Source organism: Vibrio sp. Vb2131 (assembly GCF_033338535.1).
In the GTDB taxonomy this organism is placed as follows: domain Bacteria; phylum Pseudomonadota; class Gammaproteobacteria; order Enterobacterales; family Vibrionaceae; genus Vibrio; species Vibrio alginolyticus.
Genome location: NZ_JAWOSW010000012.1, coordinates 152240 through 167768 on the forward strand (window position 1 = coordinate 152240; position 15529 = coordinate 167768).

Annotated in this window: 12 protein-coding genes; 5 read left to right on the top strand and 7 right to left on the bottom strand. The window is 44.9% G+C overall.

All coding sequences use genetic code 11. The annotated features are described in order from the left end of the window. The first annotated feature begins 280 nt into the window (after positions 1-280). Positions 281-1867: a Na(+)/H(+) antiporter NhaB gene (nhaB, locus tag R7E38_RS14340; RefSeq protein WP_005380822.1), complete on the top strand. Its 1587-nt coding sequence runs from the start codon at positions 281-283 to the stop codon at positions 1865-1867. Positions 1868-1950: 83 nt separating this feature from the next. Then, positions 1951-2487 (top strand): disulfide bond formation protein DsbB, encoded by a 537-nt coding sequence (gene dsbB / locus R7E38_RS14345; RefSeq protein ID WP_017821379.1) that lies wholly within the window; start codon positions 1951-1953, stop codon positions 2485-2487. A gap of 79 nt (positions 2488-2566) precedes the next feature. On the opposite strand, the gene R7E38_RS14350 is transcribed toward dsbB, so the two are convergent. Further along, a complete protein-coding gene (locus R7E38_RS14350; protein WP_017633855.1) occupies positions 2567-3184 on the bottom strand; it encodes a YecA family protein in 618 nt (205 codons plus the stop codon). 170 nt (positions 3185-3354) lie between these two features. On the opposite strand from R7E38_RS14350, the gene dusC reads away from it, so the two are divergent. Continuing rightward, a complete protein-coding gene (gene dusC, locus R7E38_RS14355; RefSeq protein ID WP_017633856.1) occupies positions 3355-4314 on the top strand; it encodes a tRNA dihydrouridine(16) synthase DusC in 960 nt (319 codons plus the stop codon). A 51-nt stretch (positions 4315-4365) separates the two neighbouring features. On the opposite strand, the gene R7E38_RS14360 is transcribed toward dusC, so the two are convergent. The 6 genes from R7E38_RS14360 to yfbV all read right to left on the bottom strand — a co-directional run bounded on the left by R7E38_RS14360 (position 4366) and on the right by yfbV (position 11608). Next, positions 4366-5826, bottom strand: a complete 1461-nt coding sequence (locus R7E38_RS14360) for a sensor domain-containing diguanylate cyclase (protein WP_005380815.1) — start codon at positions 5824-5826, stop codon at positions 4366-4368. 174 nt (positions 5827-6000) lie between these two features. Further along, positions 6001-7827 carry a maltodextrin glucosidase gene (gene malZ / locus R7E38_RS14365; protein WP_213915948.1) on the bottom strand — a complete coding sequence of 609 codons (1827 nt, stop codon included), beginning with the start codon at positions 7825-7827 and terminating at the stop codon, positions 6001-6003. A 141-nt stretch (positions 7828-7968) separates the two neighbouring features. Beyond that, the gene (locus R7E38_RS14370) at positions 7969-8763 is read right to left on the bottom strand and encodes an ABC transporter ATP-binding protein (protein WP_005387275.1); all 795 of its coding nucleotides are present in this window, start codon (positions 8761-8763) and stop codon (positions 7969-7971) included. Continuing rightward, positions 8760-9695 (bottom strand): ABC transporter permease, encoded by a 936-nt coding sequence (locus R7E38_RS14375; RefSeq protein WP_005380812.1) that lies wholly within the window; start codon positions 9693-9695, stop codon positions 8760-8762. The genes R7E38_RS14370 and R7E38_RS14375 overlap by 4 nt, the downstream gene beginning before the upstream one ends. A gap of 174 nt (positions 9696-9869) precedes the next feature. Beyond that, complete coding sequence (locus R7E38_RS14380; RefSeq protein WP_005380811.1) at positions 9870-10835, bottom strand: ABC transporter substrate-binding protein; 966 nt, start codon at positions 10833-10835, stop codon at positions 9870-9872. Positions 10836-11155: 320 nt separating this feature from the next. Then, on the bottom strand, positions 11156-11608 hold the full coding sequence (gene yfbV / locus R7E38_RS14385) for a terminus macrodomain insulation protein YfbV (RefSeq protein ID WP_005380809.1): 453 nt from the start codon (positions 11606-11608) through the stop codon (positions 11156-11158). Between the two features lie 346 nt (positions 11609-11954). Here yfbV and R7E38_RS14390 point away from each other — a divergent pair, with 346 nt between their 5' ends. Together R7E38_RS14390 and pta are read left to right on the top strand one after the other, a co-directional pair. Continuing rightward, positions 11955-13151, top strand: coding sequence for an acetate kinase (locus R7E38_RS14390; RefSeq protein WP_005380807.1), 1197 nt, complete (start codon positions 11955-11957; stop codon positions 13149-13151). Positions 13152-13287: 136 nt separating this feature from the next. Beyond that, entirely contained in the window at positions 13288-15432 is a 2145-nt protein-coding gene (pta, locus tag R7E38_RS14395) for a phosphate acetyltransferase (RefSeq protein ID WP_005380805.1), read from the top strand. Positions 15433-15529: the final 97 nt, after the last annotated feature.

The following is a 15529-nucleotide window of genomic DNA, read 5'->3' on the forward strand; positions in this document are numbered from 1 at the left end:
TATAGTAACGCCGTTTTGATCGCGTTATTACATTTAAAAAGTCATTTTAGTCGGTAGCATCACGTTTTGTTATTGACTAATAAATGCCTGAGTGTAGAGTTTGCGGTCGAAAGTGAGCGGTGCTTGAGTTCAGGGGAAGTAACTTGGCAAGACTACAATAAACAAAGGATTGTTGTTTTACTAAGTTATTGTTTTTAAAGACTAGTTAATAAGTCTAACAAACAGATACTTAAGCACTATTGTAGTGTCTATTCATAATTTTGTTATAAAGAGAATTATCATGCCGATATCGCTCGGAAACGCTTTTATCAAGAACTTCCTTGGTAAAGCGCCTGATTGGTACAAAGTTGCCATTATAGCCTTCTTAATAATTAACCCGATTGTATTCTTCCTAATAAACCCATTTGTAGCTGGATGGTTGTTGGTCGCTGAATTTATTTTCACGCTAGCAATGGCATTAAAATGCTACCCATTACAACCTGGCGGTTTACTTGCTATTGAAGCCATTGCTATCGGCATGACTAGCCCTGCGCAAGTTAAGCACGAATTAGTAGCAAATATCGAAGTACTGCTACTTCTGGTATTTATGGTTGCGGGCATCTACTTCATGAAGCAGCTATTGCTGTTCATTTTTACCAAAATTTTACTTGGCATTCGCTCTAAAACCCTACTATCACTCGCGTTCTGCTTTGCTGCGGCATTTTTGTCTGCGTTTTTGGATGCCTTGACGGTTATCGCCGTTGTTATCAGCGTGGCGATCGGCTTTTACTCTATCTATCACAAAGTGGCGTCTGGTAACCCTATCGGTGACCATGACCATACACAAGATGACACGATCACTGAACTAACGCGTGATGACCTAGAAAACTATCGTGCCTTTTTGCGCTCTTTGTTGATGCATGCTGGTGTAGGTACTGCCTTAGGTGGCGTAACCACGATGGTTGGTGAACCTCAAAACTTAATTATTGCAGACCAAGCGGGTTGGTTATTTGGTGAATTCCTAATCCGTATGTCTCCAGTGACACTCCCTGTATTTTTCTGTGGTCTCATCACTTGTGCTTTAGTTGAAAAGCTTAAAGTGTTTGGCTACGGCGCGAAGCTTCCTAACAACGTTCGTCAGATCCTCGTCGATTTTGACCGTGAAGAGCGTAAAACGCGAACAAATCAAGATGTCGCAAAACTCTGGGTTCAAGGTCTTATTGCGGTTTGGTTGATCGTTGCACTCGCTTTGCACTTAGCGGCTGTCGGCTTAATTGGCCTTTCTGTGATCATTTTAGCGACCGCATTTACTGGTGTAATTGAAGAGCACTCCATGGGGAAAGCGTTTGAAGAGGCCCTGCCCTTCACTGCACTGCTTGCAGTATTTTTCTCGATCGTTGCCGTAATCATTGACCAAGAGCTATTTAAACCAGTCATCGATGCGGTGCTTGCCGTTGAAGATAAAGGTACCCAGCTAGCTCTGTTCTATGTGGCGAATGGCTTATTATCTATGGTGTCGGATAACGTGTTCGTTGGTACGGTTTACATCAATGAAGTAAAAACTGCACTCATTGAGGGTCTCATTACTCGTGATCAGTTCGACTTACTGGCGGTGGCAATCAATACTGGTACTAACCTGCCTTCTGTTGCAACGCCAAACGGTCAAGCGGCATTCCTATTCTTACTCACATCGGCTCTCGCTCCATTAATTCGTCTGTCTTACGGTCGAATGGTTATCATGGCGCTGCCTTACACCGTCGTTCTTGCGATTGTCGGTCTGATGGGAATCATGTTCTTCCTAGAGCCTGCAACCGCTTCTTTCTACGAAGCTGGTTGGATTTTACCTCATAGTGGTGATCTGACTCCCGTAGTATCCGGTGGTCACTAAAATTTGAGTTGATTAGGAAACTTATCCACGATAAAAAGCTCTGAGTATTCAGAGCTTTTTCTATTTCAGACAGGAACAAAAACGTGACTATTTTAAATTCACTTAACCAGTTTTCAAAGGGACGTTTATCGTGGCTACTGCTTCTGCTATTCGTCGTTTTCTTTGAAGCATGTGCCCTCTATTTTCAGCACGTCATGATGCTTGCACCATGTGTCATGTGTATTTATGAAAGAGTCGCGATGATGGGAGTGGGCGTCGCTGCAATGGTTGGTATATTGGCACCCAAGAACCCAATTTTCCGCTGGCTAGGTTTGATAGGCTGGGGATTAAGTGCTTACAAGGGTTTGTTACTTGCGATGCAGCACGTTGACTACCAGTTTAATCCATCACCATTCGCGACTTGCGATTTATTCGTCACATTCCCTAGCTGGGCTCCGCTCAATCAGTGGGTTCCTTGGATGTTTGAAGCATATGGTGATTGCTCTAAGGTTGTGTGGCAGTTCCTTGATTTATCAATGCCACAATGGTTAGTCGTAATTTTTGCAGGCAATTTAATCGCTTTGGCATTAATTGTAATTGCACAATTCTTCCCTGCAAAACGCGTTAATCCAATTCGTTAATCCTACTGACGCGTAAAAATTAACAAAAAGCCGACCATCTGGTCGGCTTTTTGTTAAGTGGATAGCGCGGCGATTCGCTTTAGCCGCGTGATTGACCACAGCACTGCTTGAATTTTTTTCCGCTCTCACAAGGACAGGGATCATTGCGCCCGATACCTTTGAATGGGTTTAGGCTTTGAGCTTTATTGCCTACCATCAACTCATCCGCGCCCAGCGCGACTTCACCGACCATTAAATCAAGCTGGTCGACTAAATCTGTCAGGGCCGGTGGCGTTTCAATACCTGCGTCGCGCATCTGTTGCTGCGTTGCTGGCTCATCGATAGCCAGCATCAAAGTGGTCAGTAATGCTTGCAGCATACGCTGTAATCCATCATTGAGCTCAACGTCCTGCCACTGTTCTTCAATCATTGGCCAAACAGACATAAAGCCTTCGGCAAAATCAGCAAGTTGTTCGGGATCTTTGCCTGTTAGCTCTAGCACGGAATATTCGTTTCGTTGAATTCGGTTATGCTGCTTGTGAATTTGCTCTTCCACAGCTGGTTGAATCGCTTTGAATCCCTCACCTAATAGCGGCTCTAACCACTTTTCAGGAGCGAGTGGTTTTGTCGTCAGATTCGCAGCTAACACTGCGCCTTCGATAAATAGGCAAGATTCATCGACGTGAACTTCACCTTTTTCAATCAATGTGTATTGCATGACATCTGGTTTCCCATAAATTTGGCGGCATTATACCTCAGAGCTCAAAAGCACGTAACCTAACGTTGTGTGTTTGACTGCATTGGGCGCTTCGACTCTTTTAATGACAAACTTAACTTACATCGCTACAATCGCCCTCCTTTTTACCACCAAACTGTATTAGGCAAGCTATGCGAGTAGTACTAGGCCCAATGGAAGGCGTTTTAGATCATTTGATGCGCCAAATCCTGACCGAGATAAACGACTATGACCTGTGTGTTACGGAGTTTGTTCGCGTAATCGACCAGCTATTACCCGATCATGTATTTCACCGTTTATGCCCGGAGCTGTTGCAAGGTTCTCAGACTGCATCTGGTGTGCCAGTACATGTGCAATTGTTGGGACAAGAACCAAACTGGATGGCTGAGAACGCAATTAAAGCGGCAAATCTTGGCGCCAGAGGTATTGATATAAACTTTGGTTGCCCAGCCAAAATGGTCAACAAAAGTAAAGGTGGTGCTGCTCTACTTCAGCATCCTGAGCTCATTCACCGTGTGGTTAAAGCTTGTCGAGAAGCCGTTCCAGAAGCCATTCCCGTAACTGCAAAAATTCGTCTTGGCTGGGAGAACCCTGAAGATTGCTTTGAAATTGTCGATGCCATTCAGTCTGCTGGCGCAAATGAATTGACCGTACACGCACGTACTAAACAAGGTGGTTATAAAGCTTCTGAGATAAAATGGGATTACATCAACCAAATTCGCGAACGTTTCGATATCCCACTGATAGCGAATGGTGAAATTTGGAATTATGAAGACGGTCAACGTTGCATTGAAACGACTGGCGTTAACTCTTTGATGGTGTGCCGAGGCGCTTTCAATATCCCTAACTTAGGCAATATGGTAAAACATAACCACCAGCCAATGTCATGGCCCGAGGTGGTTGAGTTGCTCATCTATTATTCCAAGTTTGAGATGAAAGGCGATAAAGGCTTGTATTACCCAAACCGCGTAAAACAATGGTTCTCTTACTTACGTCAGGCTTATCCTGAAGCAAAAGACCTATTTAGAGAAATCAGAACGTTCAACAAAGCCGCACCAATTGTTGAGCATATTCAACGCTACCGCGATGACTTAAACTCTCAGGTTGCATAACTCCCGAACACAAAAAAGGACGAATATCTCGTCCTTTTTTGTACCTAAATCCTAGTAACAGATCTTATTTTTGCCGGTACTTTTGGCTTGATATAACTTTTCATCCGCCGCTTTAAACAATTCATCAAAGTTTTCTACTCGGCTCTCTTTACTAAACACCACACCGCCAGAGATCGTAAAGCCTTCTTTCGTTACGCGTGTCGAGCGCTCATCTATGGCTTTTTTTACTCTGTCTAAAATGAGTTTAATGCCTTCTGAATCTTCGTCATAAATCGCTAAAACGAATTCTTCGCCACCAAACCTTGAGGCAACATCGGTATGGCGAATATTTTCACGTATACATTTTGCAACAAGCTGAATTGCAGAATCACCGACATCATGACCATAGGTGTCGTTGATCTTCTTGAAGTTATCAATATCGAACACTGCCAAAGCAACCTGTTTTTTTGTCATCTTATTACGCCACACGGTTTGCATACCTCGACGATTCAATAAGCTGGTCATTGGGTCTCTTGCTGCCAGTTCTTTAAAGTAACGTCGCTCGCTATGCATATTCACATAGAACAAGACGACGGTACTCAGCACGTAAATAAATAGTGCGACAATAAGGCTGTATTTTTCAAAAACCGCTAGGTTCTTAGCTTCATCCCAAAGGTTGTACTCGTAGTACATGCTGTGATTCGCACTCAATCGCTCTAATTCGACTGGTTTGATTCGTGTACTGTTTGAAGGAATGGATTGTAAATTGGAAACCAAATGAAACTGACCAACAAGACCTAGCGACGAAGCCATGAGCGTATTGATGTCAAAATCAATAGACAAAACACCTTGATGTTCTCCTTTCTCATAGACGGGTACCGTCATACTAATGACTTGACCTTCCATCGAGTCCAACACAGGCCCTGGTCCAGCCAAGGTAATGTTCACTTTATCTTGCGCGGTTTTTTGCCAAAAAGGTCGGGCTTTTAGCGTTGACAAAAGCTCTCTTGTGAAATTTTTTGCGTAGGTATCGGGTGAGGAGATAACGTAACCGCGCTTGTCAATGTAATGGATTCCAACAATGTGCGATTCAATATCGTGCAGAAATGACAATGACGGCGCAAAACCCGCCTTTTGTTCAGCTAACTGGTTAATCGTTGAACCTTGCTGACATAAGCTTTCGTCCCCTACGATCATATAATCAAGGTCAACCGCAGGTAACCCTTCACTATAAACACTTTCGAGTAATAACACATCTATAGGCCAAAGATAACAAAGCCCTTCTTTGACTAAAGAATTATGTTCTTCAAACAGTGGGTTAGCGTAATTGGTATAGTTGGTGAAGCTGTAATCTAAAGCCGTGAGTACTTTAATACCGCGAGACATTGCACGCTCGATACGCGAATACTCAGAATCGATATAGCGGTTAACCGCATCATAGTAATTTTTCGTTGTCACGAGTAAAACCACTACAAATAACGCCAGAGGAAAAAAGATGACAAATGAGAGGCTAAATCGCCTTTGGTTTACCATTGAGTACCATGCATATGAAAGGTCAATAGTCTCTTATGACTGCTATTAAATTGATACTCGTTATCTGGTGACGCATGCAATGCAGCACCAGATAACAAGAGACCAAACAAATGTGTGCGCGCTGTTTGAGACCGTTTATATATTAAAGGAGTTTAATCAATATAGAGTGTGGTGTCACTTTAGTCGCCATAATTTGCAGCTCTGTGCCGACATATTGACAGAGATATGACCTTTATAATCAACCTGTTCTGTGTCATCTAACAACGATATAACTTGGCTAACCTCCAAGCCCAGTTGCCACATAGGTAAATCGATTGAACATTCATTACCACTGAGATTAATCATAACAACGACTGCTTCGCGACCCAGTACACGTGCGTACGCCAACTGGTTGTTAGTGCAATGAAGCCATTGAATACAGCCCGACTGTAAAGGCTTACATTGTTTACGTATCTTGATCCATTGTTGGTAAAGCGATAGCCATTGTGAACTTTCGATTTCATTCCAAGGAAAACAGCGACGATTATCCGGGTCTAGACCTCCTTCTAGACCGACTTCACTCCCGTAGTAAATACAAGGCGTGCCAACGTAAGTCATAAGCATTGCTAGCGCGATGTTCATTTTACGCTTATCACCATCAACCAATGTGATAAACCGAGCAGTATCGTGACTATCGAGTTGATTTAGCTGCGATAGCTGATTAGAAAATGGGATTTTTGCTCTGGCTTCGTCCAACCATGCTTTAAACTCCAAACCATCAATGTTGATTGGATCGTACATAATGTCTTGTCGTGCGATAAAAGCTCGGACTGGATGAGCAAAACCGTAGTAGTTCATCGCCCCATCCTCTTGATCACCTTGCAACCACTGCGTTGCTTCAAAAAAGTGCTCACCTAACACATAAGCATTCGGTTTTACTGACTTAGTCGCATTACGAAACGCTGCCACATAATGAGCATTGTTTTTCGCGCCGTCCCCTTCGCCAAGCATATGAATTACATCAAACCGCCAGCCATCAACCAAGTACGGTGGCTTCAGCCAGTACTTGATGACAGACTCTTCACTTTGGTAGATGTAGTCGCGCACCTGTTCATTTTCGAAGTTCAGAACCGGTAAGTTACCAATGCCTTTCCAACCAATGTAGTGATTGGTTTCGCCTTCGAAAAAGTAGTAATCACGGAACTTTGACTGCGGATTGCCATATGCTCCTTCTCCTTTTTGTTGGATATCAAACCAAGGATGATGCACTGACGTGTGGTTAAACACCGCGTCTAAGACAATCTTCATATTCTTACCACGGATTTTCTCACACAGTTCAGCAAACTGATCGTTGGTGCCGAACATAGGGTCAACAGTGAAGTAATCAGTGGTGTCGTATTTATGATTACTTGGTGAAGAAAAGATCGGATTGAAATAAAGCGCAGTAACGCCGAGCTGTTCAAGATAGTCCAACTTTTGTTCTACACCTTTGAGGTCGCCGCCAAAGAATTCACGTGCCCCGGTATTTTGGTGAGAGCCTACCGCGTCTCCCCACGGCTTGACGATCGATGCAGAATCATACTGAGCATAAGCGTGGCGAATATCGGACTCACTTTTACTAGCAGAAAAACGGTCAGGAAAGATTTGATAGAAAACTTGCTCTTGGACCCAGCTTGGTGGTTGATGCTCTACATTCAACTTAAAGTGGAACTCTTTGGGTGGAATACGCTTTTGTACGCCTCGTGCATCGAGCCAGTATTGTTGTCCGTCTTTGAGGAGCTTAAACACATAATGTGTGACATCTCGATCTTGATTTGGTCGAAACGATGCCTCCCATAGTAATAATTCACCAGCCGTTCCTACTTGAGCCATGTCGACCAGATATTCTTCATTGTCCGGCTCAATACGCACATAGACGGAATCAAAATCCAATGTCTCGGTTTTCAGTCTGACTGTAATTTGCTCGTCATTAAAAGCTAAACCATCAATAGTTTGACTATGAAAAATAAATGGCAGGTTCATTATGGGCACTCCTCGTCATCGGATATGCCACTATGTTATTGAAGAATTAGAGACAAGAAATCCTCCTTGCGAGTTGACATATCAGCCAATTTTCCCAAGGAGGATCACACTTAGTAGGCGTAGTGACTTGTCGGATACCGCTTAGTTCAACAAGAGACTGTCATCTGCCAGCTCTTCACCACGCACTTTGGAGAACATATCCAACAAGTCTGGTACTTGCATGTTAGCGCGCTGCTCTCCAGCCACATCAAGCACAATTTCACCTTGGTGAAGCATTACGGTCCTATCGCCACATGCTAATGCGTCTTTCATCGAATGCGTCACCATCATCACGGTTAAATCGAACTCATCGACAATACGTTTAGTTAAGTCGATAACAAACGCCGCCATACGAGGATCAAGCGCAGCCGTGTGTTCATCAAGCAATAACAACTTACTCTCCGATAACGTCGCCATCACAAGGCTAACGGCTTGTCGTTGCCCACCAGACAGCAACCCAATGCTATCGCCCAAGCGGTCTTCTAAACCAAGACCAAGGATGCTAATTCTCTCTTGGAACAGCTTGCGACGTTTAGTAGAGAGCGCCAACCCCCAGCTGCGTTTTTTACCACGCATGTGCGCTAGAGCCATGTTCTCTTCTATCGTCAGTTCACCACAAGTCCCGGCCAATGGATCTTGAAACACTCGGGCACATTGCGTCGCACGTTGGGCTACCGTCTGCTTGGTGACGTCTTTGCCATCAATGATCACCTGACCACCTATCATCGGCGTCTCACCTGTCACCGCACCAAGCAACGTCGATTTTCCTGCGCCATTAGAACCAATCACGGTAAGAAATTGATGCTCTGGAACCTCTAAAGAGACGCCTTTCAATGCACGATTTTCCAAAATCGTCCCTGGGTTGAACGTGACCTGAATGTTATTTAGTTCGATCATAATGCCTCCCCAGAACCATTTTTTGATGCCGCTTGTTTAGCATCAGTAACGCGTTGTTTCGCTCTCATGCTCTGTTTTAGCTTTGGAGCAATAAGCGCCACAGCCACCAATACTGCGGTAACCAGGTTGAGGTCTGAAGCTTGTAAACCAAACATGCCAGAACTCAAAGCGAAAGCCACTGCAAGACGATAAAGTACCGAACCGATGATGACCGCAAATACCGCAACCCAAATCTTGCGCCCGGGAATAAGGGTCTGCCCCAAAATCACAGCTGCCAAACCAACGACAATGGTGCCCACGCCAGAGGTCACATCCGCAAAGCTGTTCGTTTGTGCAAACAACGCGCCTGCGAATCCCACAAACCCGTTGGATAAAGCCAAGCCAAAGTAGGTATAAAAGCCAGTGCTCGCCCCTTGCGCAGAAACCATACGCGCATTCACACCCGTGGCTCGTAAACCAAGACCAAAGTCGCTGTTCAGCAGGCGAATGACAAAGAAAGCGGACAGAAGAACTAAGGCCCCAACAACCAGAGGGCGAATAAACATCGCATCGCCCAATGCTTCAAACGGAGTGAGAATCGTATCCTCTCCAAGCAACGCCATATTAGGTTTGCCCATAATACGAATATTAATTGAAAATGCAGCGATCATGGTAAGAATGGAAGCTAACAGGTGTAAAATACCACACCGAACAGCCAGAAAAGCGGTTACCCACCCCGTCATACTACCAGCTATCATCGCCATTATTGTCGCAAGCCAAGGATTAATACCTGCGACAATCGCCGTTGCAGCCACCGCCGCTCCCATTGGAAAGCTGCCATCCACACTCAAATCGGGGAAATCGAGAACACGGAACGTAAGATACACACCCAGAGCGACTAGGCCATAAATCAAGCCAATTTCGAGTGCACCAAAAAAAGCAAATGCAGACATAACTGCTCCTTTCTGCATGCTCAGGCTGGCTAATACCAACCTGAACTTAAGACTTCTAACGTATACTCCCCTTCTTCTCTAGCAGAATGCTTTACACGAGAAATCTGGCGAGTATCAATTTTGGGGCAACCCTCTATCAACCAACGTGACAGGCTTAACCCCAAAAAGCGTTACTTATTGCATGCTTGTCGCACGTTCAATCACAGAACTTGGCAGCTTGATACCGAGCTTAGATGCTGCGCTTTCATTAATTACAAGGTCAGAGCCCGTCGCGACTTTTACATCCAGCTTGCCTGGTTCTTGACCATCAAGAATCGCCGCCACGTAATCCGCGGTTTGTACACCAACCTGGTAGTAGTCAAAACCTAAGCCTGCAATTGCACCCTTTTCGACATACGACGTCGCGCCACCAAATACAGGTTTCTTCGCTTGATTCGCTGCCACAATCATCCCTTCAATCGCACTTGCAACTGTATTGTCTGTTGGGGCGTAAAGAATATCTGATTTCGCTGCAATGGCTTGAGTCGCAGACTGAACATCAGCACTTTTTAGGGCGGTCGCTTCAACCACTTGTATGCCTTTTGCTTTTGCACTTTCTTTTAGCAATTCAACCAAAGTCACGGCATTAGCTTCACCTGGATTAAATACAACCCCGATGCTTTTCACCTGAGGAAGAATTTCTTGGATGAGATCGACATGCTGAGCAACGGGTGAAAGATCAGACAGGCCAGTTACGTTTTTGCCTGGTTGTTCCATCGACTTAACCAATTTCGCACCGACCGGGTCTGTTACCGCAGTAAAGACAACAGGAATAGAGCGAGTAGCCGACACCAAAGCTTGTGCCGAAGGTGTCGCGATGCCAACTAACACATCAGGATTTTCGCCGACGTACTGACGGGCAATTTGCACCGCAATCGCTGGATTACCCTGTGCGGTCTTATAATCAAATTCTAGATTTTTGCCTTCTTCGTAGCCTTTCGCTTTCAAACCATCAAGTAACCCTTGGCGCGTCGCGTCTAACGCCGGGTGTTCGACAATCTGTGAAACTGCGACAGTTGCAGTGGCGGCCAGTACATTGGTAGAAGAGAAAATAGCAGTAGCTGATAGAACGGCAGTGGCTAATAAACGTTTCGTTTTCATCATAACTCCTTGATGTGACTTCGTCCTTGTTTCACGAGCTTTCAATATGTGTATCGACTCGTGAATTCAAATGTTTGAAGGCGGTATTGTTGTGTTCGTATAACTGTGCACTTCTTGCGCATCTTGTTTTTATTATTACTACTAAGTCTTAGTAAAGAAAAGAAAGATTTAACACTAAAGCAACATTTGTGATCGGGGGGACTTCTTCATCCGGAAAGAATCTTTGGTAAACAAAGCTTCGCTCGCTTCGTCAAAGTAGGTAATAGAGGCAGGATCAAAAATGGAGCGGCCAGTGCACACTCCATTTCAAACAATTTAAATTAGAACCAACGCTCTAATGACGATTTATCGAGCTGGCGAAACGCTCGGTTCAGTATTATCGCAAGCTCTTTGTAACGAGGGCGAGCTTTGACAGGCTCTAATGCAAAACCTGTTTCCACAATTTTTTGATGCAACTCCCGATACCAAGAGGCCAAAGAAGGCGGCAATTTCGTGTTGGATCGAGCACCAAGCCACCAAATGCCTTGAAGTGGCAAGCTAATCGCAAACAAGGCGACAACAATGGATTGAGGTAACGCGTGGTAATTGTTGAATGCCATTTGAGTGAGTACGCTGATCGCAGCAACGGCCGGCATGACTTTAATGCCAAAGCGAGTCGCCTTAATGATACGCTGTTCCGGAAATATGGCGCTTAGCTCTTTACGAACCGGCCAGATCTCCATGTAATTCTGGCCATCTTTCAGGCTATGGATCAATCCGACTTTATTACTCATACCGCTCTCTCACTAAAAAATAGTTGAACATTTCAACTGAAGGTACAAAAAATTGATGAAAGTTAATATTCTTTCAAATTTTTTTTGTTATCATTGCTTATTATCGCTATCCTTTGCAGACCCTCAATCTCATTGTTGCTGTTATTTACAATTTAAGCAACTCCGAGATATCTATCTGCACGGATCGCATCATAGTGATGGAAGGGTTCATCACTATTTCTTTATATGGAATTAGAACAATTTTTGACCAGGATTAGTACGCAGCCTTCTGGGTATCGGCTATTCTTGTGATTAATTTTTCATTCTTTAACTGATTTTTTATCAGACGAATAACAGGTAGTCATACATGTCTAAGCTAGTTTTAGTTTTAAACTGCGGTAGTTCTTCTCTTAAATTTGCCGTTGTTGATGCCGAGAACGGCGACGAGCACTTGTCAGGTCTTGCTGAGTGTCTTCACCTTCCTGAAGCTCGCATCAAGTGGAAACTTGATGGCAAGCACGAAGCTCAACTAGGCAATGGTGCAGCTCACGAAGAAGCACTAGCGTTTATGGTAGAAACTATTCTTGCTTCTAAGCCAGAGCTTAAAGCTAACCTAGGCGCAATCGGTCACCGTATCGTTCACGGCGGCGAGCAGTTCACTCAATCTGCACTAATTACTGATGAAGTTCTAAAAGGTATTCAAGACGCTGCAACATTTGCACCTCTTCATAACCCTGCTCACATCATCGGTATCGAAGCGGCTAAGAAAAACTTCCCAGAGCTGAAAAACGTTGCTGTATTTGACACTGCGTTCCACCAAACTATGCCTGAAGAGTCTTACCTATACGCTCTTCCATACAACCTATACAAAGAACACGGTATCCGTCGTTACGGCATGCACGGTACTTCTCACTTGTTCATCACTCGTGAAGTTGCAGGCCTACTAAACAAACCAGTTGAAGAAGTAAACATCATCAACTGTCACCTAGGTAACGGCGCATCTGTATGTGCGATCAAGAACGGTCAATCTGTAGACACTTCTATGGGTCTTACTCCACTTGAAGGTCTGGTAATGGGTACTCGCTGTGGCGACATCGACCCTGCTATCGTCTTCCACCTACACGACGCTCTAGGTTACTCTGTTGATCAAATCAACACGATGCTAACTAAAGAGTCTGGTCTTCAAGGTCTAACTGAAGTGACTTCTGACTGTCGTTTCGTTGAAGACAACTACGGTCAAAAAGAAGAAGCAACACGCGCAATGGACGTGTTCTGCCACCGTCTAGCTAAATACGTTGCTGGCTACACTGCTTCAATGGAAGGCCGTCTAGACGCAATCACTTTCACTGGCGGTATCGGCGAGAACTCTGGCCCTATCCGTGAAATGGTTCTAAACCGTCTTGGCATCTTCGGTATCGAAGTAGATAGCGAAGCTAACCTTAAAGCTCGCTTCGGCGGCGAAGGCGTTATCACGACTGAAAACAGCCGTATCCCTGCAATGGTTATCTCTACTAACGAAGAGCTAGTCATCGCTGAAGACACTGCTCGCCTGACAGGTCTTTAATTGAATTCCTGGCTAGCCACTCGGCTAGCCAGATTTTCATTCAAACGAATTTCTTAGGGGCTCAACTCCTATTCTTCGAGCTTCATGGAATAAGAGTTGAGCTTTTATCCCCCAAATAGCTAAAGGTACTCTACGAATGTCTCGTACTATTATGCTTATCCCTACTAGCGCAGGCGTTGGCCTAACAAGCGTTAGCATGGGTGTTCTTCGCGCTATGGAGCGTAAAGGCGTTAAAGTTTCTTTCTACAAGCCAATCTGTCAGCCACGTTCAGGTGGTGATCAGCCAGATCTGACTTCAACTATCGTTGGTCGTAACAGCGATATGAAGATCGGTGAACCAATGGCGATGTCTGTTGCTGAAAGCCTAATCGGTAACGACAACATGGACGAGCTGCTAGAAACCGTTGTTGAACGTTACAACCAAATCAACAAAGACGCAGACGTTACGCTAATCGAAGGTCTTGTACCTACTCGTAAGCACCCATTTGCAAACCAAGTAAACGCGGAAATCGCGGCAACACTTGGTGCAGAAATCGTGCTAGTTGCGACTCCAGGTACTGATAACCCTGCGCAACTGAAAGAGCGTATCGAAGTAGCATGTTCTAACTTCGGCGGCACTAAAAACAAAAACATCTCTGGTGTTATCATCAACAAGCTAAACGCTCCTGTTGACGAAGCTGGCCGTACTCGCCCTGACCTATCTGAAATCTTTGACGATGCAGACAGCGCAAAACAAAACGAATTGAAAGTGATGGAAATTTTCAACACTTCTCCAATTCGTGTACTAGGTTGTGTGCCATGGAGTATTGATCTGATTGCGACTCGCGCAATCGACATGGCTAAGCACCTGAAAGCAGATATCATCAACGAAGGTGACATCAACACTCGTCGCATCAAGAGCATCACTTTCTGTGCACGTTCTCTGCCAAACATGATTGAGCACTTCAAACCGGGTTCTCTACTTGTTACTTCTGCAGACCGTCCTGATGTTATCGTTGCTGCTTCTCTTGCTGCAATGAACGGTGTGGATATTGGTGCAGTACTGCTAACTGGCGGTTACGATATCCCTAGCGAAATCGAAGGCCTATGTAAACCAGCATTCGACACTGGTCTACCTATCTTCAAAGCACAAGGTAACACTTGGCAAACGTCTCTAAACCTGCAGAGCTTCAGCATCGAAGTACCTGCAGACGATAAAGAGCGTATCGAGTTCATCAACGAACACGTTGCTGGCCACATCGACGGTAACTGGATCGAGTCTATGACTGAAGGCACTCAGAAGTCTCGTCGTCTAAGCCCACCAGCGTTCCGTTACCAGCTAACTGAACTTGCTCGTAAAGCAGGTAAGCGTATCGTTCTTCCAGAAGGTGACGAACCACGCACAGTTAAAGCAGCAGCGATCTGTGCTGAACGCGGCATTGCAGACTGTGTACTTCTAGGTAACCCAGATGAAATCCGTCGCGTAGCGGCTCAACAAGGCGTTGAGCTAGGTACTGGTGTAACCATCATTGATGCAGATGCTGTTCGTGAAAACTACGTTGCTCGCCTAGTTGAGTTGCGCGGTGCGAAAGGCATGACTGAAGTTGTGGCTCGTGAGAAGCTACAAGATTCAGTATTCCTAGGCACAATGATGCTTGAGAACGACGAAGTTGACGGCCTAGTTTCTGGTGCTGTTCACACTACGGCGAACACTATCGTTCCTCCGTTCCAAATCATCAAGACGGCACCAAATGCGTCTATCGTATCTTCAGTATTCTTCATGCTTCTGCCTGATCAAGTACTGGTTTACGGTGACTGTGCAATCAACCCAGATCCAACTGCTGAACAGCTTGCTGAAATCGCTATCCAATCTGCTGACTCTGCAGCAGCATTCGGTATCGAACCACGCGTTGCAATGATCTCTTACTCTACTGGTGAATCTGGTAAGGGTGCAGACGTTGATAAAGTACGTGAAGCAACAAAACTGGCTCAAGAGAAACGTCCTGATCTTATCATTGACGGTCCTCTACAGTACGACGCTGCTATTATGGAAAACGTTGCTGCTTCTAAAGCACCAAACTCTCCAGTTGCAGGTAAAGCGACAGTATTTGTATTCCCAGACCTAAACACGGGTAACACGACTTACAAAGCGGTACAACGTTCAGCTGACCTAGTATCTATCGGTCCAATGCTGCAAGGTATGCGTAAACCTGTAAACGACTTGTCTCGTGGCGCGCTAGTAGACGACATCGTGTACACCATCGCTCTAACAGCTATCCAAGCAGACCAAGAAGCTAAATAATCGCTTCTGACATCTAGTTGGATGACCCGTCCTGATATGGGTTGACACTTTTTAACTAAAACGCTCGATGTACTTCATCGGGCGTTTTGTATTTTAA

Coding starts and splice junctions, on each gene's coding strand:
- R7E38_RS14375 (WP_005380812.1), bottom strand. CDS start 9,695: ATGTCTGCATTTGCTTTTTTTGGTGCACTCGAAATTGGCTTGATTTAT.
- R7E38_RS14380 (WP_005380811.1), bottom strand. CDS start 10,835: ATGAAAACGAAACGTTTATTAGCCACTGCCGTTCTATCAGCTACTGCT.
- dusC (WP_017633856.1), top strand. CDS start 3,355: ATGCGAGTAGTACTAGGCCCAATGGAAGGCGTTTTAGATCATTTGATG.
- R7E38_RS14390 (WP_005380807.1), top strand. CDS start 11,955: ATGTCTAAGCTAGTTTTAGTTTTAAACTGCGGTAGTTCTTCTCTTAAA.
- malZ (WP_213915948.1), bottom strand. CDS start 7,827: ATGAACCTGCCATTTATTTTTCATAGTCAAACTATTGATGGTTTAGCT.
- pta (WP_005380805.1), top strand. CDS start 13,288: ATGTCTCGTACTATTATGCTTATCCCTACTAGCGCAGGCGTTGGCCTA.
- R7E38_RS14360 (WP_005380815.1), bottom strand. CDS start 5,826: ATGGTAAACCAAAGGCGATTTAGCCTCTCATTTGTCATCTTTTTTCCT.
- R7E38_RS14370 (WP_005387275.1), bottom strand. CDS start 8,763: ATGATCGAACTAAATAACATTCAGGTCACGTTCAACCCAGGGACGATT.
- R7E38_RS14350 (WP_017633855.1), bottom strand. CDS start 3,184: ATGCAATACACATTGATTGAAAAAGGTGAAGTTCACGTCGATGAATCT.
- yfbV (WP_005380809.1), bottom strand. CDS start 11,608: ATGAGTAATAAAGTCGGATTGATCCATAGCCTGAAAGATGGCCAGAAT.
- nhaB (WP_005380822.1), top strand. CDS start 281: ATGCCGATATCGCTCGGAAACGCTTTTATCAAGAACTTCCTTGGTAAA.